Source organism: Gulosibacter sp. 10 (assembly GCF_900163695.1).
Taxonomy (GTDB): domain Bacteria; phylum Actinomycetota; class Actinomycetes; order Actinomycetales; family Microbacteriaceae; genus Gulosibacter.
The window spans coordinates 13,717-34,576 of sequence record NZ_FUIC01000051.1; the positions used below are offsets into that span (position 1 = coordinate 13,717).

The window sequence follows — 20,860 nt, forward strand, 5'->3', positions numbered from 1 at the left end:
TTTGCGGCGCGGAATCCCTCTGCTATCGTTTGAGAAAGCGTTTTCTCAATCTGGTCCGGGGAACGTTGCAACCTCGAGGAGGAGGAACATGTCGATCTCGGCAGCGAGCGAAAATACTATCCGGTCCTACGGGCTCATCATCGCCGGCGAGGAGGAGCCGGGCGCGGAGACCTCGACCCGGAGCGATCCCGCGACCGGCCGCGAGGTCGCCCGATTCGCGCGGGCCTCCCGCGAGGACGTCGAGCGCGCGATCGCCGAGGCGAGGCGGGTGTTCGACGAAGGGGACTGGCCGCGGTGGACCGGGCCGCGACGCTCGGCCGCGCTGCTCCGGCTCGCGGACCTCATGGCGCGCGACGCGGAGCGGCTCGCGCGGATCGAGACCGAGGAGGTGGGCAAGCCCATCCGCCTGGCGCGCGGGGACGTCGCCGGCTCGATCGCCATGGCGCGGTACGCGGCGGCCGTCGCGCAGACCGAGACGGGCGAGGTCGTCGACAACGTGGACGCCGACGTCGTGTCCATGGTCGTGCGCGAGCCCGCCGGCGTCATCGGCATGATCACGCCCTGGAACTTCCCGCTGCTGCAGCTCATGCAGAAGCTGCCGTACGCGCTGGCCGCCGGCTGCACCGCGGTGGTCAAGCCCGCCGAGGTCACGGCGGGCACGACCGTCGAGGTGGCGAGGCTCTGCAAGGAGGCCGGCATCCCGGCCGGCGTCGTGAACATCGTCACCGGGCGCGGCTCGGTGGTCGGGACGGCCCTCGCCGAGTCGCCCGACGTCGACGTGCTCTCCTTCACGGGCAGCACCGAGGTCGGCGCCGAGATCACGCGGGCCTCGGCGAGCACCACGAAGCGGCTCTCGATGGAGCTGGGCGGCAAGGCGGCGGCGATCGTGCTGCCGGACGCCGACCTCGAGCAGGCGGCCACGGGCATCATCACCGGCGCCATGTACAACTCGGGGGAGTGCTGCGTCGCGACGACCCGGCTGCTCGTCCACGAATCCGTGGCCGACGAGTTGCTCGCCGTGCTCGTCGAGGCCTTCGCCAGGGTGCGCGTCGGCGACCCGAAGGACGAGTCCACCGACGTCGGCGCGATGATCCACGCCGGCCACCTCGAGACGGTGCTCGGCTACGTCGAGGACGCCCGGGCGCGCGGACTCGACATCGTGTTCGGCGGCGAGGCCCTCGCCGAGGGCCCGCTCGCGGACGGCTACTTCGTGCGCCCCGCGCTCATCGACGGCGTCGATCGCCGCGACCCGATCTTCCAGGAGGAGATTTTCGGCCCGGTGCTCGCCGTCACGCGCTTCTCGACGGCCGAGGAGGCGATCTCCCTCGCGAACGACGTCGACTACGGCCTCGCGAACACCGTGTGGTCCGCGGGCATGCAGACCGCGCTGCCGGTCGCCCGCGCCATCCGCTCGGGCACCGTGTGGGTCAACACCACGCTCGAGAACGCGCCGCAGATGCCCACGGGCGGGCTGAAGCGCTCCGGGTACGGCCGCGAGATGGGCCGCGCCGGCTACGAGGAGTTCACCGAGCCCAAGACCATCACGGTGCGGCTCGCGCCCGCGGCCCCCGTGTTCGGCGTCGAGCAGTAGCGCCGGCGCCGGACCGATATCGATCTCGAAGGAGAGAAGACCTTGTCGAAGCTGAAGGAATCGTACGACTACGTCATCGCGGGCGGCGGCACCGGAGGGTGCGTGCTCGCGAGCCGGCTCACGGAGCGGCCGGACGTGACGGTGCTGCTGCTCGAGGCGGGCGGCGCCGACCGGCACCCGTTCATCCACATCCCGCTCGGGTTCGCGAAGCTGTCCTCGGGCAGATACGGCTGGGGCTACGAGACGGTGCCGCAGGTGCACGCGGACGCCAAGCGGGTGCCGTTCTCGCAGGGCCGCGTGCTCGGCGGCGGCGGATCGATCAACGCGCAGGTCTACACGCGCGGCATCCCGTCCGACTACGACGGCTGGGCCGAGCAGTCCGGCTACGAGGACTGGGACTGGGCGCACCTGCTCGAGTACTTCGTGAGATCCGAGGGCAACGAGCACCTCTCCGGGCCGCTGCACGGCAACGACGGCCCGCTCAAGGTCTCGAACCTCATGGCCCCGCACCCCCTCACGCAGGCGTTCGTGCAGGCCGCCCAGCAGCACGGGCTGCCGTTCAACGGCGACTTCAACAGCGGGGATCCGATCGGCGCGGGATTCTACCAGCGGACCACCACCCCGGACGGGCTGCGATGCTCGGCCGCCACCGGCTACCTGCCCCGCCGGGTGCGGAGCCGCCCGAACCTCACCGTCCTCACCGGCGCTGACGTGCGGCGCATCGAACTCTCGGGCGGGCGGGCGACGGGCGTCACCGCGATCGTCGGCGGGGAGGCCCGCCGGTTCGAGGCCGACCGCGAGGTGGTCGTGACCGCGGGGGCCATCGGGACGCCGCGGCTGCTGCAGCTCTCCGGCATCGGCGACCCCGCCGTGCTCTCGGCCGCGGGGGTCGAGACCCGCCACGCGCTGACCGGGGTGGGCAAGAACCTGCAGGACCACTGCGACCTCGACATCATCTACGAGCTCAAGGAGTTCGGCTCGCTCGACCGCATCCAGCGCGTCGGCCCGGGCATGGTCTCCGCCGGGCTGCAGTACCTCGCCTTCCGCTCGGGCCCGCTCACCTCGACCGGCGTCGAGGGCGGGGCCTTCAGCCAGGGCGACCCGGACGACCCGAGGCCGAACCTGCAGTTCCACTTCCTGCCGGCATCCGGGTCGGAGGCGGGCATCGCCTCCGCGCCGGTGGGCCGCGGGGTCACCATCAACTCCTACTTCCTCCGGCCGCGGAGCCGGGGCACGGTCGCCATCGCCTCCGCGGATCCCCGGGTGATGCCGAAGATCGACCCGAACTACCTCGCCGACGACTACGACGTCGAGATGAGCGCGGAGGGGGTGCGGCAGACGCGCGAGATGATGCAGGAGCCCGCCATGGCGAAGCACATCGCGCGGGAGCTCATCGACGACGAGTTCTCCTTCCGGACGAAGGACGACTACATCCGCTTCGCCCGCCGCTTCGGCCGCACCGGATACCACCCGGTCGGCACGTGCCAGATGGGCGACCACGACGAGGCGGTGGTGGACGGACGGCTCCGCGTGCACGGGATGGAAGGGCTCCGCATCGTCGACGCCTCGGTCATGCCCTCGATCAACTCCTCGAACACGCAGGCCCCGACCGTGGCCATCGCCGAGAAGGCGGCCGATCTCATGCGGGTCTCGTAACGACGGCGCGCACCGGTGCGCACGGAGGAAGGGGCGCCCCGCAGAAGCGGGACGCCCCTCCTCGTCGGCCGGGCGGCTACCGGACGACCGCCGTCGGCAGCGCGACGTTCCAGAGCAGGTCGTGGCTCACCGAGCCCAGCAGCAGCCGGCGGAAGGCGCCGCGGCCGTGGGTGCCGACGACGAGCAGCCGGGCGTTCTCGGCGGCGGCGCTCAGCACCGCGGCGGGGCGGCCCTCGGCGACCACGCGCCGGATCTCCAGACCCGGATGGTTCGAGGCCGTCGACTCGAGCGCCGTCTCGAGCTCCTGCCGCGAGTGGCCGTCCAGCGTCAGCTGGAAGCGCTCCACCGAGGCGTAGCCGTAGCCGTACGAGATGTCGCTCTGCCAGGCCATGACGGCGATGAGCGGCTCCCCGACGGCGGCGGCCTCGGCCGCGGCGAACTCGAGCGCGTTGGCGGAGACCTCGGAGCCGTCGACGCCGACGACGACGCCGCTGCGCCCGGACACGTCCACATCCGGGACGGCGACGACGGGGCATTCGCTCACGGCCGCGATGCGGACGGTGCCGGGCCGCTTCTCCCCGCGCTCCTCGTCGGTGTCGCCGCCGATCACGAGCAGGTCGACGCGGCTCGACACCTTCTCGAACGCGGCGGGCAGGCTCGTGGAGCGCTCGACCTCGGTGTGCACCTCGACGTCGGGCTCCAGCGCCCGGGCGGCGGCCGCGTGCTCGGAGAGCAGGCCGTCGACCCAGTGCTCGAGGTTCTTCACCTCGACGGCGGTGCCGCCCTCGGGCAGCGGGTTCATCGCGGCGAAGACGGTCAGCGCGGCGCCGTCGCGGGCGGCGCGGCGCGCCGCCCACTCGACGGCGCGGGCATCCGCGGGGGAGCCGTTGATCCCGACGGCGATGCGGGTGGTCATGAGAGGCCTCCTCGGTTCTGGCGGGGCCGGCTCCCGCCGGCCGCGGGCGGTTTCGGTTAGCGGACGACGGCGGTCGGCACCACGATCGAGCCGAGCAGCTCGTGGCTCACGGAGCCGAGCAGCAGGCGGCGGAAGGCGCCGCGGCCGTGCGAGCCGACCACGAGCATCCGCGCCGCCGCCGCGGCCTCGTTCAGGACGGCCGACGGGCGGCCCTCGGCGATCACCCGCTGGATCTCGAGATCCGGGTAGGTGGAGGTGACGCGCTCGAGCGCGACGTCGAGCTCCTCCTGGCAGCTCGCCTCCATCGCCTGCTGGAAGTCGTCCACGTAGGCGAAGGCGTAGCCGTAGCCGTAGCCGTACGCCACGTCGCTCTGCCAGGACATCACGGCGATGAGGGGCTCGCCGCTCGCGGCGGCCTCGGCGGCGGCGAAGTCGATCGCCTTGGCGGAGGTGTCGGAGCCGTCCGCGCCGACCACGACGCCCCGGCGGCCCGAGACGTCCTCGTCGGGCACCGCCACGACCGGGCACTTGCTGACGGCCGCGATGCGGATGCTGCCCGGGTGTCTGCCCCGCAGCTCATCGCCCGCGTCGCTGCCGATCACCAGCAGACTCGCGCGGCTCGACACCTCCTCGAACGTGGCGGGGAGGCTCGACGTGCGCTGCACCTCGGTGCGGAGCTCGACATCCGGAGCGATCTTGCGGGCGGCCTCGGCGTGACCCGACAGGAGATCGTTCGCCCACTCCTCGACGCTCTCGACGCCCTCCACGGTGCCGACGCGGGGGAGCGGGTCGACGGCGGTGAACAGGAGCAGGGAGCCGCCCTCCCGAGCCGCGAGACGGGCGGCCCATGCGACCGCGCTGCCATCCGCATGGGAACCATTGATTCCGACGACGATTCGACTGGTCATGACGTCCTCCTCTATGAGGTCCGGGTGCTTTCTCCCATCGTAGGATGCGCAACTTGGAGCCGAATGTGCGGCGGGGTAGGGTCGCCCCTGTGAGACGCGAAGCGAACCTCGCGTCGTGGCAGGGGGCGATGGCGCTCGCCGCGGCGATGGGGGTGGGGAGATTCGTCTATACCCCGGCGCTCGGGGCCATGACCGCGCAGGGCGCGATCGGCGCCGAGGCGGGTGCGGCGCTCGCCTCGGCGAACTATCTGGGATACCTCGTCGGGGCGCTCGTCATGCTCGTCGGGCGACGGCTGCAGCGGCCCTGGCCGTTCCGGCTCTCGCTCCTCGCGCTCGCGGCCACGCTGGCGCTCATGGCCTCGCCCTCGATCGCGCTGTGGTTCGTCGCGCGCATCCTCGCCGGCATCGCGAGCGCGATCGTCTTCGTCTCGGTCGCGCAGGCCGTGGCATCGAGGCGCAGCCAGGGCGTGGACCCCGGGCGCGTCTACGCCGGCCTCGGCGCGGGGGTGGCGCTCACCGGCCTCGTGGGCGGCATCACCGCCGACATGCCCTGGCAGACGCAGTGGTGGGTCGCCTTCGGCTTCCTCCTGCTCGCCGCCGCGGTCGTCTGGGGCTTCGACCCGCGGCCGGCCGCGACCCCTTCCGCACCGACCGCGACCCGTCCCGCGTCGGCAGAGCCCGAGCGCGCCCAGGCGCCGACCCCCGGGCCGGCGAGGCGCGAGCGCCCGCCCCGCGCGTCCTGGCCGCTCCTGCTCGGCAGCTACGGGCTCCTCGGCGCGGGCTACATCATCCTCGGCACCTTCCTCGTGGTGCTCGTCGACACGCAGCTCGGCCAGGGGCTCGGCTCCTGGTTCTGGGTGGTCGCCGGCCTCGCGGCGGTGCCCTCGACGGCGCTGTGGCGGAGCATCGCCGACCGCATCGGCCCGGCGGCGGCCTACGCCCTCACGCTCGTGCTGCAGGTGGTCGCCGGCGTGCTGCCGGTGCTGGTGGGCGGCGTGGCCGCCACGGTCGTCTCGGCCGCGCTCTACGGCGGCACCTTCACCGCCGCCGTCATGCTCGCCACCGGGATGATCCATCTGGGGGTCCGTGCGGCGGCCGCCAAGCTCACCGCGCTGTACAGCCTGGGGCAGCTGCTCGGGCCGCTCGCGGTGGTGCCGCTGCTCGACGACGGCTACACCGGCGCCTTCGTCGTCGCGGCCGCGATCAACGGAGCCTCGCTGCTGCTCGGGCTCGCGCTCGTGCTCTCGCTGCGGCGCCGCGGCGGGGAGCGCGCGGCGGACTGAGCGCGGATCGGCGCGCGTCCCGGGCCCCGCCGATCCCCGGGGCCGTTCCGCCTCCCGCGGGCGCGCTCCGCCGCCTAGGATGGTGCTGGTTCGGAATCGCGGGCGGTCGCGCCCGGAACCATCGGAGGGAGCGCCGTGGGCAAACACGGTTCGTCGCAGGGCGGGATGCTGCGCCGTCTCATCGGCGCCGCGGTCATCGCCGTGCTCGGCATCGGCTCGGCCGCGGGTGGCGCGCTCGCCGCGCAGGAGCTGCGCGTCGAACCGCCCGCCGAGGACCTCGCGCCCAGGCCCGCGCAGCTGCTCGAGGCGGCGGCGCAGCCCGAGGCGGCGCTCGCGGCCGCGCCGCGGACGTGCTCGGTGGACGGGGAGACCGCGGACCCTGCCGCTCTCGACTTCCACGGCCTCGTGCTCGACAACGAGACGGGCGAGGTGCTGTTCCAGCGCGACCCGACGGGGACGCATCCCACCGCATCCGTGATGAAGCTCATCACGACCACGAGCGCGCTCGTCACCCTCGGCCCCGATACGCGCATCCCCACCCGCGTGTACCCCGGAGACCAGCCCGGCAGCGTCGTCATCGTCGGCGGCGGCGACCCCACGCTGAAGTCCTCGACGACCAGCTACTACTCCGGCGCCACCGCCTCGGTGCTCGACCTCGCCGCGGCCGTGCAGGGCGCCGGCGGGGCCACCGCGGTCGGCTACGACTCGTCGGTGTTCGGCGGCGAGGCCTGGCATCCCAGCTGGAACGACTCCGACCGGCGCGACGGCTACGTCACGCCGATCACCGGCCTGATGACGGATGCGGGGCGCGAGAACCCCGCGCAGATCTACTCCGAGCGCAGCCGCACGCCCGATCAGGACGCGGCCGCGGCCTTCGCCGACGCGCTCGGCGCGAGCGTGGACCCGGGCATCGGCATCGAGCCCGGCTCCGAGCCCATCGCCGAGGTCTGGTCGCAGCCCGTGTCCGAGCTCGTGGACTACGTGCTCCTCGACAGCGACAACGTCGTGGCCGAGGCGCTCGCCCGGCTCGTCGCCATCGAGCGCGGCACCGGGAACACCTTCGACGCGATCAGCGAGGCCGCCGACGCCTCGCTCGCCGAGCTCGGCGTCGAGGCGCCGGGCTTCCACGGCGCCGACGGCTCGGGGCTCTCGCGCGACAACCGCGCCTCCTCCCTCACGATCATCGAGGTGCTGCAGCGGATGCAGGAGGACCCCGAGCTCGCGGGGCTCATGGACCTGCTGCCGCGCAACCGCATCGACGGCACCCTGAAGGACCGGCTGCCGGGCGTGACCGAGGGGGCGATCACCGCCAAGACCGGCTGGATCGACCAGGTCTACTCGCTCGCGGGCACCATGGAGGCCGAGGACGGCACCGAGCTGCTGTTCGCGATCTTCACCCCGGTCGCCGACCCCGACGGCTCCGCGAAGGCGGGCGTGGCCAATCGCAACCAGCTCGATGCGATCGCCACCGCCGTGTGGCACTGCGGCGGCCGGCTCTCGAACTACTAGCCGATCGATCCCGGCGGTCGGCACCGGGGGCTCCCCGAGCGGCGGCATCCGGTCGCGCCCGAGCCCGAGTCCGAGCCGGGTGCGGATCCGGCGCCGATGCGGGACAATGGGCGAATGGCTCGAGCGCTTCTCATCGTCGACGTGCAGAACGACTTCACCGAGGGCGGCGCCCTCGGCACGGAGGGCGGCGCGCAGGTCGCCGCGGACGTGACCGCCCACGCCCGCGCCCATCGGGACGAGTACGCCCTCGTCCTCGCCTCGCGCGACTGGCACGACGCCGATGGCGACAACGGCGGCCACTTCGCGGCCGAGCCGGACTACGTCGACACCTGGCCCGTGCACTGCGTGGCCGGCACGGACGGGGCCGACTACCACCCGGGCCTCGACCGCGCGCTCATCGACGTCGAGGTCTTCAAGGGCCAGGGCGCCCCGCACTACTCCGCGTTCCAGGGCAGGACCGAATCCGGGCAGCGGCTCGCGGAGGTGCTCGCCGAGCGCGGCATCCGCGAGCTCGACGTCGTCGGCATCGCGACCGACCACTGCGTGCGCGCCTCCGCGCTCGACGCCCTCGAGGCCGGCCTCGATGTGCGCGTGCTCGACGGGCTCACCTCCGCCGTGGGCGAGGAGTCGCGCGCCGCGGCGCTCGCCGAGGTGCGGGCGGCCGGCGGGAGCGTCGTCGACCGATGAGCGTCGCGATCGCCGCCCTCGCCGACGAGCCGCTCGACATCGGGCGGCACTTCGAGGCCGTGAGCCGCCCCGACGCCGGGGCCGTCGCGTCCTTCGTGGGCGTCGTGCGCGACCACGACCCCGAGGCGGAGGGCGCGGTCGAGCTGCTCGAATACTCCGCGCATCCCGAGGCCGGGCGGCGCCTGCGAGAGCTCGCCGGGCGCGTCGACGCGCCGGCGCTGACGATCGCCGTCACGCACCGCGTCGGCGCCCTGCGGGTGGGCGATGCGGCGATCGCCGCGTTCGTCTCCTCGCCGCACCGGGCCGAGGCCTTCGACGCCTGCCGCGAGCTGGTGGAGCTCGTGAAGCGCGAGCTGCCCGTGTGGAAGCGGCAGCGCACCGCCGACGGCGCCTCGCACTGGGTCGGGATCTCCTGATGGCGGTCTCGCTCGGCATCCCCCTCATCCGCGCCGCGGAGCCGGCCCCGGCGGAGGTGCCCCAGGACGGGCCGCTCGTCGACCGCTACGGGCGGGCGCACCGGGACCTGCGCATCTCGCTCACCGACCGGTGCTCGCTGCGCTGCACGTACTGCATGCCGGTGACCGGGGTGCCGTGGCTGCCGAAGGACACGCTGCTCACCACCGACGAGCTCGTGCGCGTCGCCGAGGTCTCGGCCTCGCTCGGCATCGTCGAGATGCGCCTCACCGGCGGCGAGCCCCTGCTGCGGCCCGACGTCGTGACGGTGGTGCGGCGGCTCGCGGCGATCGAGACGGAGGCGGGGCGGATGCGCGTCTCGATCACCACGAACGGCCTCGCGCTGCCGAAGATGATGGACGACCTCGTGGACGCGGGGCTCGAGCGGCTCAACGTGTCGATCGACACGCTCGACCGCGAGAAGTACCGGGACCTCACGCGGCGCGACCGCCTCGACGACGCGCTCGAGGGCATCCGGGCGGCGCGGGCCAGCGGGCTGCGGCCGCTCAAGCTCAACGCGGTGGCCATGCGCGGCGTCAACGACGACGAGCTGCGCGACCTGCTGCGCTTCGCGGTCGAGCACGAGGCCGAGCTGCGGTTCATCGAGCAGATGCCGCTCGACGCGGGCCACACGTGGCGGCGCGACGCGATGGTCGAGGGCGAGGAGATCCTCGCCGAGCTGCGGCGCGAGTTCTCGCTCGAGCGGGTCGCGGGGCGCGGCGCCTCGCCCGCCGAGGTGTTCGCCGTGGACGGCGGGCCGGCCACGGTCGGCGTCATCGCCTCGGTCACGGCGCCGTTCTGCGGGGCCTGCGATCGCGTCCGGCTCACCGCCGACGGGCAGATCCGCAACTGCCTCTTCGCCCGCGAGGAGTCGGACCTCCGCGCCGTGCTGCGCGACGAGGCGCTCGACGAGCCGGGGCGGGACGCGGCGATCGCGCGGATCATCCGCGGCTCGATCGCGGCGAAGCGGCCGGGGCACGGCATCGACGAGCCCGGCTTCCTGCAGCCGCAGCGCCCGATGTCGGCGATCGGCGGCTAGCCGGAGCCGACCGGCCGCGGGCGGGGTGCACGCTTGCGGGGGCGCGGGTCTGCATTATCAGCGCGGTGGCTGTCCGCCGGGGCCCGGAGTGTGGCGCGGTGCCCGTTTGGAGGCGTGGTGTCTGCGGTCGGGGCTCCCGGGGCGTGATGCGGTGCCTGTTTGGAGGCGCGGTGTTGCTGTCGGGGCTCCGGGAGGTTGGCGCGGGTCTCCACGCGCGACGCGCGGCCGCTGTGGGGCGCATGGCGCCGCGATGACGGATGCGGGCTCCGGCGGGCTATTCGTCCCAGCGCGGGAGGGACCGGGCCGCCGTGCTGGGAGCCGGGCCGGCGTCGTCCGGCGCGGTCCGTCGTCCGGTGCGGCCGGGCTGCTGCGGCATCGGGACGCATGACTCCGCCGAGGAGGATGGGGCGCTCGCCCGGCTATCCGTCGCAATCCGGGCGCCGGGAGTAGCCCGAGGCGCTGGACCGCGGAGATTGAAAACCGCGGAGACCGGAAACCGCGGAGGCCGGGACCCGGAAACCTCGAAGACTGGAAACCACGGGGCCCGGGACCTGGAATCCACGGGGCCCGGGACCTGGAAACCGCGGAGGCCAGGACCGCGGAGACCGGCGGGCGTGCTCAGCCGCCGGCGAAGGGCGGCAGCACGTCCACCCGACCGGGCGGCAGCGGCCCGGCGTCGATCATCCTGCCCTCGGCGAGCAGGGAGCACTGCTCGAGCACGTGCGCGAACTCGGGCCCGAAGCGCTCGGCGAGCTCCGAGCGCAGCGCCTCGACCGTGCCGGCCTCGGCGCGCGTCTCCTCGAGCCCGGCCGCATCCGCCGCCGCGGCGAAGAGCCGGACCTCACGCATCGCGCAATTCCCCGTCCGGCCGCGCCTCGCCCGCGAGAAGGGGTTCGGCCTCGAGCGAGGCGACGAGGGCGCGGATCGCCGCATCCCCCGCCTCATCCGAGGGCACCGTGCCCCGGCCCACCGCGAGGCCGAGCAGGTAGGCGGTGACCGGCGCGGCGGGGCGCACGACGCCGTGCGCGACCACGCCGGTCATGCCGAGCAGCTCGGCGATCGGCACGTCGGCGGGGTCGAGGCCGAGCGCGGGCGCGCAGCGGTCGACCCATTCCTGCAGGCCTTCGGGGAGGGATTTCATGGCGGCTCCTTGTCGGTGCGGTCGGCGGCGGGCGATGCTCGGCTCAGTCCTCGACGGGGATGGTGGGGATCGCACCGGTCAGCGGCGAGGACTGGTCGCTCGGGCGGCGCCACATGCCGGACTTGCCGCCCGTCTTCTCGACGAGCTCGATGCGCTCGATCGCGACGCCCTTGTCGATGCCCTTCACCATGTCGACGATCGAGAGCGCCGCCACGGATACCGCGGTGAGCGCCTCCATCTCGACGCCGGTGCGGTCGGCGGTGCGGACGGTGGCGCGCAGCTGCACGCCCTCCGCGGTGAGCGAGAGGTCCACGGTCGCGCCGTGCACGCCGATGATGTGCGCGAGCGGCAGCAGCTCGGCGGTGCGCTTGGCGCCGGCGATGCCGGCGATGCGCGCGGCCGCGAACACGTCGCCCTTCGGCACGGCGCGGTCGCCCAGCGCCTCCACGACCCGGGGCGAGCAGCGCACGAAGCCGCGGGCGGTGGCGCTGCGAACGGTCGGCTCCTTGTCGGTGACGTCGACCATGCGCACATGGCCCGAGCGGTCGAGGTGGGTGAAGTCGGATGCGGTCATGGCAGGATCTCCCAGATCGTCAGTCGGTCGCCCGCGCGGACGGCGTCGACCTCGGCGGGTACGAGGGCGATGGCCTCGGCGGCCGCGAGGCGGCTCACGAGGTGCGACCCCGAGCCGCCGGCGGTGGCGGGGACCACACGCCCCGGTGCCGAGAATCGTACCGGCATGAACTGCAACCGGCCCGGAGGGCACCGCCAGCCCTCCGCCGCCTCGGCCTCGGAGACGCGGCGGGGCTCGGGGCCGTCGCCGCGGAGCACGCCGAGCGCGGGCCGCACGAACGCCTCGAACGAGGTGAACACGCTCACGGGGTTGCCGGGCAGCGCGAAGACGAGGGCCCCCGAGGCGAGGCGGCCGAAGCCCTGCGGCTTGCCCGGCTGCATCGCGACCTTGTCGAAGCGGACGCCGGCCGTCGCATCCGCCGCGCCCTCGAGCTCGATCCGCACCACGTCGAAGGCGCCGACGCTCACCCCGCCGGTGGTCACGATCACGTCGGCGAGCCCAGCCGCGCGCTCCACCGCGGTCGCGAACTCCCCGCCCCCGTCGCCGGCGCGGAACTCGCCGACGAGCTCCGCGTCGGCCTCCTCGACGAGCCCGCGCACGAGCGTCGTGTTCGAGTCGTAGAGCCGTCCGTGCTCGAGTTCCCCGCCCGGCCGCACGAGCTCGTCGCCGGTCGCGATGAGCGCGACCCGCGGGCGGGGGCGTACGGCGATCTCCGCGACCCCGACCGCGGCGATGCCCGCGAGCACGCGGGCACCCAGCCGCTCGCCCGGTTCGGCGACGACCGCGCCGACGGGCGCATCCTCGCCGCGGCGGCGGATGTGGGCGCCGGGCTTCGGCTCGGCCAGCACAGCGACGGCCGACGCGGCCTCGGCGCGCACGTCGACGCCCTGCGCGGTGGCCTCGAAAGGCACGATCGCGTCGGCGTCCGCGGGCACGGGCGAGCCGGTCATGACGCGCGCGCACTCGCCCGGGCCGAGCGGCGGATTCGCGCCGGAGCCGGCGGGGACGTCGGCGACCACCCGCAGCTCGACCGGGGCGTCCTCGCCCGCGCCCAGCACATCCTCGCGCCGTACGGCGAAGCCGTCCATCGCGGAGTTGTCGAAGCCGGGCAGCGGCACGCTCGAGACGACGCGCTCTGCGAGGCGGAGGCCGCGCGCCTCGGCGAGCGGCACGCGCCTCGGGGCGAGGGGCTCGGCGGCGGCGATGACCGCGGCGAGCTGGCCGTCGAAGGGGATCATGCGTACTCCTGATGCGGGGGTTCGGGCCGGGCCTCGGGCGGGGCCTGGGATTCGGAGGGGATCTGGGAAGCGAAGAGGCTCTGGGAAGCCGAGGGGTTCCGAGGACCGGAGGGGACCTGAGCCGGGGCCGGCGCCGGGCGCGGCTGCGGGGACCCGGCGAGCAGGGGCGCGAGCGCGGGGATCCCGCCGGGCAGCGCCTCGACGCGCTCCGCTCCGAGTTCGCGGAGCAACCCGACGGCGTACCGGGCGCGGGGGCCCTGCGCGCACACGACTCGGAGCGGCCGCGAGAGATCGAGTCCGGGCAGGTCGCGGCCGGAGGCGAGCGCCTCGGCGATGGATTCGAGGGGTACGCGCGCGGCCTCGCGGTCGAGCGCGAGTTCGGGATGGGCCGCGGGGCGCACATCGACGATGAGGGCGTCCGCGGGCAGCGCGAGACCTGGAGGCGTGGGATCCGGTGACGTGCGATCTGGCAGCGTGGGATCTGGCAGCGCGGAATCCGGCAGCTCGGGATCCGGCAGCTCGGGATCCGGCAGCGCGGAATCTGGCGGCGCGGGATCCGCCGGCGTGGCGGCTGGCAGCGCGGGATCTGCCCCGTGCCCCGGCGCGTCCGCATCCGGCCGGGTGGGCGGATGCGCGTGTCCATCCCCTGCGTCGCGAATGCTCGAGGGGTGCGCGTCCGGTCCCGGTCGCGCATCCGCCCTCGCACGCGCGTGCGCATTCGCATCCGTCCGTGCATCCGTTCGCGCCCGTGCGACGAGCGGGATCTCGCGCACCCGCCCCGTGCGCGCGTTCCAGGACCGCACGACGCCGATCATCGGCTTACCCGAGCCTGTGACGAGCTTGAGCGCCTCGCCGGCCATCGCCGCGCCGATCTCGCCCACGAGCGGCGCGAACACGCCCGCGGCGGCGCAGTCCGGGCCGGGCGTCGCGAGCTGCCGATCGCGGTCGAGTAGATCGTCCAGCCCCGGATCGCCGGGCCGGCCCGAGAGCACCGTGAGCATCCCGTCCCAGCCGAGCACGCTGCCCCAGACGAGCGGGATGCCCGCCGCGCGGCAGGCGTCGGCCACGGCGAACCGCGTGGGCCAGTGGTCCGTGGTGTCGAGCACCGCATCCGCGCCCTCGACCAGCGCCGCCGCATTGCCGCGGTCGAGCACGACGCGCATCGGGCGGACCTCGGCACCGGGCCCGAGCCCGGCGAGGGCGCGCGCCGCGACCTCGGCCTTGGGCAGCCCGAGGTCGGCCTCGCGGAAGAGGATCTGCCGGGCGAGGTTCGAGCGCTCGACCTCGTCGTGGTCGACGACGTCGAGGGCGCCGATGCCGGAGGAGGCGAGCAGCTGCAGCGCGGGGCAGCCGAGCCCGCCCGCGCCGATCACGACCACGCGCGCCGCCGCGGCGCGGGCGAGGCCCGGGGCGCCGTAGCCGAGCAGCCGCTCGTGGCGGGCCTGGCGCTCGCGCCGCTCCGCGGACGCGAGAGGGCCGGCTGACTGCTGCGGGGCGCTGGACGGCATGGCACCAACCTATCGGAACCCGTGCGGGCGCCGCCCGGCGGGGGACGGCCACGGTCTCGGCCCTGCCCCGGGCCGGATAGACTCGACGGTGCGGCCGCCGTGCGCTTCGCGCCGCATGTTCCGAAGACGCGACAGAGGGACCACGATGAAGACGATCCGCAGCGGACTGGCCATCGCCTCGGGAGCGGCGCTGCTCCTCGGCACGAGCGCGTGCAGCGCGCAGGACGGGGGCGAGGGCGAGACCCTGCACATCCTCGCCGCCGCCTCGCTCGATCAGGCGTTCACGCAGATCATCGACGACTTCTCTGCCGAGCATCCCGACGTCGAGGTCGCACCGCTCGTGACGGCCGGCTCGCAGGACCTCGTGCAGCAGGTGATCGAGGGCGCGCCCGCCGATGTCCTCGCGCTCGCGAGCGAACCGAGCGCGGCGCCGCTCGAGGAGGCAGGGGTCGAGACCGACTTCTCGATCTTCGCCGAGAACACGCTCGTCATCGCGGTGCAGCCGGGCAACCCGCACGACATCCAGGGGCTCGAGGACCTCGAGGCCGAGGACCTGCGCATCGCGATCTGCGCGGTCGAGGTACCCTGCGGCGCCGCGACCGAGGAGCTGCTCGGCCTCGCGGGGGTCGAGATCGCCGGCGCCACCGAGGAGACGAGCGTGTCCTCGGTACTCGCCAAGGCGGAGCTCGGCGAGGTGGACGCGGCGCTCGTCTACCGCAGCGACGTGGTGACCTCGAGCGGCGACCTGGAGGCCGTCGAGCCCGAGCAGGCCGCCGAGGTCGTCAACCGCTACCCGATCACCGCGCTCGGCGACAGCCCCGCCGCCACCGCCTTCGTCGAGTACGTCCGCTCCGAGGCGGGGCGCGAGGTGCTCGAAGAGGCCGGCCTGATCGTGCCGTGACCCCCGCGCGCAGCCTCCACCGGGGCGGTACGCCCTGGCCCGTCGCCGTGCTCGCGGGGCTCGCGCTGCTCGCGATCATCGCCCCGCTCGCGGCGCTGCTGCTGCGCGTCGACTGGGTCGAGTTCCCGGGCATCCTCGCCTCGCCGACCGTGCTCGGCGCGCTCGGGCTCTCCTTCGGCACCGCGCTCATCGCGACCATCGCCTGCATCCTGCTCGGCGTGCCGCTCGGCACGGCGCTCGCCCGAGCCCGGCCGCGTCCCGCGAGCCTCGGCCGGGCACTCGTGCTCGTGCCGCTGCTCATGCCCCCGCTCGTGGGCGGCCTCGCGCTGCTCTCGCTGTTCGGCCGCACCGGCGCGGTCGGCGGGCTGCTCGCCTCGCTCGGCATCGCGCTGCCGTTCACGACACCGGCCGTGGTGATCGCGCAGACCTTCGTGGCGCTGCCCTTCCTCGTGATCTCGGTCGAGCAGGCCGTGCGCGCCATCGACCCCCGGCTCGAGCCGGTCGCGCGCACCCTGGGTGCTGGGCGCGGCGGCGTGTTCGCCCGGGTCACGCTGCCGCTCATCCGGCCGGCCATCCTCGCCGGGGCCACCATGAGCTTCTCCCGCGCGCTCGCTGAGTTCGGCGCCACGGCCCTGTTCGCGGGGAATGTCGAAGGGGTCACCCGCACGATGCCGCTCGCGATCTACTCGGTGTTCAACGGCGCGGTCGGCGGGCCCGAGCAGGCCTACGCGCTCGCGGTGATCCTGGTTGCCTCGGCCGTGGCCGTGCTCATCGCCGTCCGCGGATGGCGGGTGCAGGGCGTATGAGCGGGAGGACCCGGGAGGACGGCGCGCCGGGCGCACGGGCATCGACGGCGACGGCATCCGGCGGAGGTGCGGACCCGACGCTGGCCGGCCGGGCGATCGTGCGCCGGGGAGGGTTCGCCCTGGATGTGGAGCTCGCGCTGGGCGCCGGGGAGCGGCTCGCGGTGATCGGCCCTAACGGCTCGGGCAAGTCGACGCTGCTCGCGGGCATCGCCGGGCTCGCGGAGCTGTCGCCCGAGAGCACCCTCGAGCTCGGCGGCAGGGCGCTGCGCGGCACCCGGATCGAGGATCGCGGCATCGGCTTCCTCGCGCAGGACGGTCTGCTCTTCCCGCACCTGAGGGTGCTCGACAACGTCGCCTTCGGCCCGCGCTCGGCCGGCGCCCGCCGCCCGGACGCTCGGGCCTGTGCGCTCGAGCTGCTGCGCGAGGTGCAGGCGGAGCATCTCGCGGATGCGCGACCGGCCACGCTCTCGGGCGGCGAGCGGCAGCGGGTGGCGCTCGCCCGGGCGCTCGCGACCGATCCGGGGCTGCTCGTCCTCGACGAGCCCTTCGCCGCGCTCGACGTGGACGCGACGGTGCAGGTGCGCGAGCTCATTGCCGCGCAGGTCGAGGCGCGGGGGCTCTCGCTGCTGCTCGTCACGCACGACCTCGTCGACGCGCTCCGGCTCGCGGAGCGGGCGCTCGTGCTCGAACGCGGCCGCGTGGTCGAGTCGCTCGGCACCCGCGACCTCGCGCGGGCCCCGGCCGGCCGCTTCGCCGCGTCCTTCGCCGGGCTCGCGCGGCTGACGGGGACGATCGAGGCGGGCTGCTTCGCGACCGGCACGGGGGTGCGCATCCCGCTGCGAGGTGCGGGTGGGGATGGAGTCGGGCCGGGGCCGGGATCGGGGGCCGAGTCGGGATCGGCGGCCGAACCTGGCACGGGTTCCGAGGCCGGACTGGGGCACGGTGTCGACTCCGGGCCGAGGCGCGGGCCGGTGGCCGAACCTGGGCTCGAACCGGGCGATGCGGCGCTGCTGCTGGTGCGGCCGGATGAGGTGCGGCTCGAGGAGGCCGCCGGCGAAGAGGATCGAGACAGGGCTGGGATGGCTGTCGGTGTTCCTGGCATTCCCGGTACCCCCGGTGCCACTGGTGTTTCGGAGGCGCGGGCTGGGGCTCCGGGAGCCGAGGATCGCGTCGAGTCGCTCGTCGGCGACGGCTCGGCCGTGCTGGCGCGGCTCGAGAGCGGGCTGCTCGCCAGGGTTCCGGCGGATGCGGCGCCCGCCTCCGGGACGCCCGTGCGGGTCTCGGTGCTCGGCGGTCGGATCCGGCCCGCTGCCCCGGAGCCGGATGAGCGGCTGAGTAGCTAAGCCGCTGAACCGGTCAGCTGCCGGTCCGGGGCGGTCTGCCGGTTCGAGGGCCTGCCGGTTCGAGGGCCTGCCGGTTCGGGACGAATAGCCTTGCCGGCTCAGATGCATGGTTCGCGGGGCTATTCGTCGCTGTTCGGGTTGGGAGTGTTCTGGTCTGCGGGGCAGCCGGTGGATTGGTGGTCTGCTGGTTCGGGGGCAGCCTGCCGGTTCGGGGCGAATAGCCTCGCGGGCTCAGATGTGTGCTTCGCGGGGCTATTCGTCGCTGTTCGGGTTGGGAGTGTTCTGGTCTGCGGCGCGGCCGGTGGATGGGCAGTCTGCTGGTTCGGGGGCGTCTGCCGGTTCGGGGCGAATAGCCTTGCCGACGCGGAGAGCTGCTTTGCCCGGCCATCCGCCCCATCCGCGCAGCCCCGCCCCATCCGCGCAGCCCTAGTTCCTTTCCCGCGGCTCTATCCCAATCCCCGAAACTCTGTCCAATCCCCGAAACCCTGTCCAACTCCCGCAGCCTCCTTCTCTCCCGCGCCCCCGCTGTCCGGTCGTCTGGTTCCTCTATCGATCCCGTCTCGCTCCGCAGGTCTCGCCCGGTGCACCCGGCACGCCCAACCCGTCCGGCACGCCCGGCGCGAGGCCATCGCCGGCTCGTAGAATCAGGCGACTCGGCCGAACGACACGAAGGCGGAACCCCGTGCCCAGCTATGTCGACTCGACGCTCCTCGTGATCGCCGCCATCGCCGCGGTGCTCCTCTCGGCAGTGCAGATCGCCGTCTTCATCGTCTATCTGCATCAGCGGACGCGCGCGTTCTCGGTGAAGGACCGCGCGATCTATCCGCGCTACGAGCCGCCCGAGGGCGTCTCGCCCCTGCAGGCGGCCACACTGCTCCCGAAGGGCCGGCACGGCGTCGCGGGCGAGCTGCTCGAGCTCGCGGTGCTGGGCGCGATCCGGATCGTGGCGCTCACCCGGGGCGCCGGCCGCGGCACCCGGTGGGGGATCGAGCTCGCGCATCCCCTCCCGCACGGCCTGCCCGGCCAGGCCGGGACGGTGCTCACCACGTTCTTCCCCTCCCCGTCCGCACCACTCGTCGAACTCGACCGCGTCGACCAGGCGACGAGACGACGGCTGCGGACGCTCGTGCGGGACATCCGCGAGGACCCGACCATGTCGAGCTCAGCGAACACGGGCGTCATGATGCTCTTCCCGGTCTTCATGGCGGTGCTGGCGCTCGGCGGCAACGTCCCCCTCGGCCTGTGGATCATCCGCAATCTGCCCGAGCCGTTCGACGTGCTCCTCGCACTGCTCTGCTGGGCGGCCGGCGCGCTGCAGCTGCTCGGGATCCGGCGCATTCACGGGGCGCGGCGCCCCACCGAGCACGGCAGGGCCGTGCTCGAGCACCTGGAGGGACTGCGGATGTTCATGACGATCGCCGAGGTCGACCGGCTGCGCATGCTGCAGGCCCCGGCCACGGCGCATCGCGATCCGCACTCGGCCGGGCAGCTGCTCCACCTGTACGAGCGGCTCCTGCCCTACGCGGCGGTGTTCGGCATCCTCGCCGAATGGGGCGACCTGGTGCGCGGGCTCTCGCTCGCCGCGGGGCAGGGCGAGCCCAACTGGTGCACGGGCGCCGACGGCGGGTTGCCCGACACGGGCCTCGGGTCGTTCGGCGGCTCCCTGGACAGCTTCTCGGACAGCCTCGAGAGCAGCGGCGCCGACAGCAATGGGGACGGCGGCCTCGGCGGCGACGGCGGAGGAGACGGCGGTGGCGGAGACGGCGGCGGTGGCGGCGACTGAGCCGAACAGGAGCAGGGACCCGAATTCGCCGGCGGACTGCGTGGACACGGGCCGCCTCGTCGCGGCATCCTTCGAGGTCTGAACGCCAGGTGCATGCTCGACCGGGACGAATAGCCTCGCCGAGTCGAATACTCGGATGCGTCGGCCATACAACCCGGCGCGGGCGGACCGGCAGCCCGGATCGTACACGCGGGAACGACTGCCGCGCGTTCGCCCCTGCGGCTGGGGATGCGCAGTCCTCCACAGGCCGAAGCCGGCGCCGGGAAAAGATGGCCCGATTCGGGTCGACTGGTGCCATGGACCGACGCTTCGACCGACATCTCGCCGAGCACGACGGCGTGGCGACGACGGCGCAGCTCCGCGGCCTCGGCGCGACCCGCCACGACCTTCGCCGGTGGGCCGAGACCGGGACGCTGATCAGGCTGCGGCCGGGGTGGTACGCCCGGCCCGATGTCGAGCAGGATGTCCGATGCGCGGTCGCGGCGGGCGGCGCGATGAGCGGCTCGGCGGCTCTCGCGAGGCACGGGCTCTGGATCCCGGCGGGCGAGCCGTTCCAGGTGCGAGCGCGCGAACGGGCGCGGGTCGCGCGGCTGACGATCCCGGCGCCACCCGGAGGGGAACCCGCGGCGATCGAGCCGTATGCGCTGCCGCGCTCGAGGGACCTGCCGGTGGTCCGCGCGGTCGACGAGGCGCCCACCGCGCTGCTCGCCGCGATGCTGAGCCGTCCGCGGGATACGGCGGTGATCCTCGCGGATTCGGCGCTGCACACGCGGAGGATCACGTGGGGTCTGCTCCGCCGGGTCGCGGAACGCGCCGGCTACAAGGGCGGCGAGGTGCTGTCGCGGGTCGCCGGGACGGCGGAATCCGGCACCGAGACCTGCTTCCGCCTCTGGCTCGTCGCCCACGGCATCCGGTTCCGGGCCCAGGCGCGGATCTGCCGCGGCTGCCGGGTGGACTTCCTCATCGGCGACCGCCTCATCGTGGAGATCGACAGCCGGATGCATCACACCGATCCCTCGGCCTACGCGAAGGACCGCGCCCGGGACCGGATGCTGTTGCGGATGGGATACCGGGTGCTGCGGCTCACCTACGCCGAGGCGATGCACGGGCTGGACGAGGTGGGCCGCGATGTCCTCGCCCTCATCCGGCGGCGGGAGCACCTCGGCCCGCTCGCGGCCTGACGGTTGCGGCGAGCCCCTCCGCCGTGCGCGCCGAACAGTCCACCCCGGTGCGCTGCGGCATGCCGCCCTCCCGAGCCTCTCCGCCGTGTGTGCCGAACAGCCTGCGGCAGGCGTTCTTCGGCGATGGCGCAGGCCGGACAGGGAGGGCGGCGCATTAGGGCGTGTCGAGACGGCCGAATGGGGATGGACGGGCGTCGGGAAACCACCCTGCCCTGCACTCTGGGAGCGCGGGATGGCCGGATGGGGATGCATGGCTGCGCGGCGGAGCAACGGTGGATGCCGCGGCTATTCGTCGCATCGCCGTCCGCGATCCGCCGCATGCGGTGGCTGCAGGGACTCGGCC

19 protein-coding genes are annotated in these 20,860 nt (G+C 74.1%); 12 read left to right on the forward strand and 7 right to left on the reverse strand.

All coding sequences use genetic code 11. The features are described 5' to 3' along the window. Window positions 1-88 precede the first annotated feature (88 nt). Together FM112_RS15495 and FM112_RS15500 are read left to right on the forward strand one after the other, a co-directional pair. Window positions 89-1,591 carry an aldehyde dehydrogenase gene (locus FM112_RS15495; RefSeq protein ID WP_087009248.1) on the forward strand — a complete coding sequence of 501 codons (1,503 nt, stop codon included), beginning with the start codon at window positions 89-91 and terminating at the stop codon, window positions 1,589-1,591. Between the two features lie 42 nt (window positions 1,592-1,633). Beyond that, on the forward strand, window positions 1,634-3,247 hold the full coding sequence (locus FM112_RS15500) for a GMC family oxidoreductase (RefSeq protein ID WP_217874630.1): 1,614 nt from the start codon (window positions 1,634-1,636) through the stop codon (window positions 3,245-3,247). Window positions 3,248-3,323: 76 nt separating this feature from the next. Here FM112_RS15500 and FM112_RS15505 read toward each other — a convergent pair whose 3' ends face one another. Both FM112_RS15505 and FM112_RS15510 read right to left on the reverse strand, forming a co-directional pair. Next, window positions 3,324-4,163, reverse strand: coding sequence for a universal stress protein (locus tag FM112_RS15505; RefSeq protein ID WP_087009250.1), 840 nt, complete (start codon window positions 4,161-4,163; stop codon window positions 3,324-3,326). A 56-nt stretch (window positions 4,164-4,219) separates the two neighbouring features. Then, a complete protein-coding gene (locus FM112_RS15510) occupies window positions 4,220-5,071 on the reverse strand; it encodes a universal stress protein (protein ID WP_087009252.1) in 852 nt (283 codons plus the stop codon). Window positions 5,072-5,160: 89 nt separating this feature from the next. Here FM112_RS15510 and FM112_RS15515 point away from each other — a divergent pair, with 89 nt between their 5' ends. The 5 genes from FM112_RS15515 to moaA all read left to right on the forward strand — a co-directional run bounded on the left by FM112_RS15515 (window position 5,161) and on the right by moaA (window position 10,042). Continuing rightward, window positions 5,161-6,354: a YbfB/YjiJ family MFS transporter gene (locus FM112_RS15515; protein WP_176386875.1), complete on the forward strand. Its 1,194-nt coding sequence runs from the start codon at window positions 5,161-5,163 to the stop codon at window positions 6,352-6,354. A gap of 135 nt (window positions 6,355-6,489) precedes the next feature. Further along, window positions 6,490-7,863, forward strand: coding sequence for a D-alanyl-D-alanine carboxypeptidase/D-alanyl-D-alanine-endopeptidase (locus FM112_RS15520; RefSeq protein ID WP_140400727.1), 1,374 nt, complete (start codon window positions 6,490-6,492; stop codon window positions 7,861-7,863). Between the two features lie 114 nt (window positions 7,864-7,977). Then, window positions 7,978-8,550: an isochorismatase family protein gene (locus tag FM112_RS15525; protein WP_087009258.1), complete on the forward strand. Its 573-nt coding sequence runs from the start codon at window positions 7,978-7,980 to the stop codon at window positions 8,548-8,550. Further along, the gene (locus FM112_RS15530; protein ID WP_087009260.1) at window positions 8,547-8,966 is read left to right on the forward strand and encodes a molybdenum cofactor biosynthesis protein MoaE; all 420 of its coding nucleotides are present in this window, start codon (window positions 8,547-8,549) and stop codon (window positions 8,964-8,966) included. The genes FM112_RS15525 and FM112_RS15530 overlap by 4 nt, the downstream gene beginning before the upstream one ends. Next, window positions 8,966-10,042: a GTP 3',8-cyclase MoaA gene (gene moaA, locus FM112_RS15535; RefSeq protein ID WP_087009262.1), complete on the forward strand. Its 1,077-nt coding sequence runs from the start codon at window positions 8,966-8,968 to the stop codon at window positions 10,040-10,042. The genes FM112_RS15530 and moaA overlap by 1 nt, the downstream gene beginning before the upstream one ends. Window positions 10,043-10,660: 618 nt before the next feature. Here moaA and FM112_RS15540 read toward each other — a convergent pair. The 5 genes from FM112_RS15540 to FM112_RS15560 are packed head-to-tail and all read right to left on the reverse strand — an operon-like array spanning window position 10,661 to window position 14,503. Further along, window positions 10,661-10,891, reverse strand: coding sequence for a MoaD/ThiS family protein (locus FM112_RS15540; protein WP_087009265.1), 231 nt, complete (start codon window positions 10,889-10,891; stop codon window positions 10,661-10,663). Further along, window positions 10,884-11,183, reverse strand: coding sequence for a DUF6457 domain-containing protein (locus tag FM112_RS15545; RefSeq protein ID WP_087009267.1), 300 nt, complete (start codon window positions 11,181-11,183; stop codon window positions 10,884-10,886). Before FM112_RS15545 ends, FM112_RS15540 begins: the two co-directional genes overlap by 8 nt. A gap of 43 nt (window positions 11,184-11,226) precedes the next feature. After that, window positions 11,227-11,757: a cyclic pyranopterin monophosphate synthase MoaC gene (gene moaC / locus FM112_RS15550; protein WP_087009269.1), complete on the reverse strand. Its 531-nt coding sequence runs from the start codon at window positions 11,755-11,757 to the stop codon at window positions 11,227-11,229. Further along, window positions 11,754-12,995: a gephyrin-like molybdotransferase Glp gene (gene glp, locus FM112_RS15555; protein WP_087009271.1), complete on the reverse strand. Its 1,242-nt coding sequence runs from the start codon at window positions 12,993-12,995 to the stop codon at window positions 11,754-11,756. The genes moaC and glp overlap by 4 nt, the downstream gene beginning before the upstream one ends. Beyond that, complete coding sequence (locus FM112_RS15560) at window positions 12,992-14,503, reverse strand: HesA/MoeB/ThiF family protein (RefSeq protein ID WP_087009273.1); 1,512 nt, start codon at window positions 14,501-14,503, stop codon at window positions 12,992-12,994. Before FM112_RS15560 ends, glp begins: the two co-directional genes overlap by 4 nt. Window positions 14,504-14,648: 145 nt before the next feature. Between FM112_RS15560 and modA the strand changes: the two genes are divergently transcribed. The 5 genes from modA to FM112_RS17345 all read left to right on the forward strand — a co-directional run bounded on the left by modA (window position 14,649) and on the right by FM112_RS17345 (window position 20,517). Continuing rightward, window positions 14,649-15,404 carry a molybdate ABC transporter substrate-binding protein gene (gene modA / locus FM112_RS15565; RefSeq protein ID WP_217874632.1) on the forward strand — a complete coding sequence of 252 codons (756 nt, stop codon included), beginning with the start codon at window positions 14,649-14,651 and terminating at the stop codon, window positions 15,402-15,404. After that, window positions 15,401-16,210: a molybdate ABC transporter permease subunit gene (gene modB, locus FM112_RS15570; RefSeq protein ID WP_087009275.1), complete on the forward strand. Its 810-nt coding sequence runs from the start codon at window positions 15,401-15,403 to the stop codon at window positions 16,208-16,210. The genes modA and modB overlap by 4 nt, the downstream gene beginning before the upstream one ends. Beyond that, the gene (locus FM112_RS15575) at window positions 16,207-17,553 is read left to right on the forward strand and encodes a sulfate/molybdate ABC transporter ATP-binding protein (protein WP_176386876.1); all 1,347 of its coding nucleotides are present in this window, start codon (window positions 16,207-16,209) and stop codon (window positions 17,551-17,553) included. The genes modB and FM112_RS15575 overlap by 4 nt, the downstream gene beginning before the upstream one ends. A gap of 682 nt (window positions 17,554-18,235) precedes the next feature. Then, on the forward strand, window positions 18,236-19,336 hold the full coding sequence (locus FM112_RS15580) for a DUF2207 domain-containing protein (RefSeq protein ID WP_176386877.1): 1,101 nt from the start codon (window positions 18,236-18,238) through the stop codon (window positions 19,334-19,336). Between the two features lie 296 nt (window positions 19,337-19,632). Continuing rightward, the gene (locus tag FM112_RS17345; RefSeq protein WP_176386878.1) at window positions 19,633-20,517 is read left to right on the forward strand and encodes a type IV toxin-antitoxin system AbiEi family antitoxin domain-containing protein; all 885 of its coding nucleotides are present in this window, start codon (window positions 19,633-19,635) and stop codon (window positions 20,515-20,517) included. The last annotated feature ends 343 nt before the right edge of the window (window positions 20,518-20,860 follow it).

Bases quoted from the DNA above. Each gene is read 5' to 3' on its own strand.
- FM112_RS15495 (WP_087009248.1), top strand. From the start codon at position 89: ATGTCGATCTCGGCAGCGAGCGAAAATACTATCCGGTCCTACGGGCTC.
- FM112_RS15505 (WP_087009250.1), bottom strand. From the start codon at position 4,163: ATGACCACCCGCATCGCCGTCGGGATCAACGGCTCCCCCGCGGATGCC.
- FM112_RS15510 (WP_087009252.1), bottom strand. From the start codon at position 5,071: ATGACCAGTCGAATCGTCGTCGGAATCAATGGTTCCCATGCGGATGGC.
- FM112_RS15525 (WP_087009258.1), top strand. From the start codon at position 7,978: ATGGCTCGAGCGCTTCTCATCGTCGACGTGCAGAACGACTTCACCGAG.
- FM112_RS15530 (WP_087009260.1), top strand. From the start codon at position 8,547: ATGAGCGTCGCGATCGCCGCCCTCGCCGACGAGCCGCTCGACATCGGG.
- moaA (WP_087009262.1), top strand. From the start codon at position 8,966: ATGGCGGTCTCGCTCGGCATCCCCCTCATCCGCGCCGCGGAGCCGGCC.
- FM112_RS15540 (WP_087009265.1), bottom strand. From the start codon at position 10,891: ATGCGTGAGGTCCGGCTCTTCGCCGCGGCGGCGGATGCGGCCGGGCTC.
- FM112_RS15545 (WP_087009267.1), bottom strand. From the start codon at position 11,183: ATGAAATCCCTCCCCGAAGGCCTGCAGGAATGGGTCGACCGCTGCGCG.
- moaC (WP_087009269.1), bottom strand. From the start codon at position 11,757: ATGACCGCATCCGACTTCACCCACCTCGACCGCTCGGGCCATGTGCGC.
- glp (WP_087009271.1), bottom strand. From the start codon at position 12,995: ATGATCCCCTTCGACGGCCAGCTCGCCGCGGTCATCGCCGCCGCCGAG.
- FM112_RS15560 (WP_087009273.1), bottom strand. From the start codon at position 14,503: ATGCCGTCCAGCGCCCCGCAGCAGTCAGCCGGCCCTCTCGCGTCCGCG.
- modA (WP_217874632.1), top strand. From the start codon at position 14,649: ATGAAGACGATCCGCAGCGGACTGGCCATCGCCTCGGGAGCGGCGCTG.
- FM112_RS15575 (WP_176386876.1), top strand. From the start codon at position 16,207: ATGAGCGGGAGGACCCGGGAGGACGGCGCGCCGGGCGCACGGGCATCG.
- FM112_RS17345 (WP_176386878.1), top strand. From the start codon at position 19,633: ATGGACCGACGCTTCGACCGACATCTCGCCGAGCACGACGGCGTGGCG.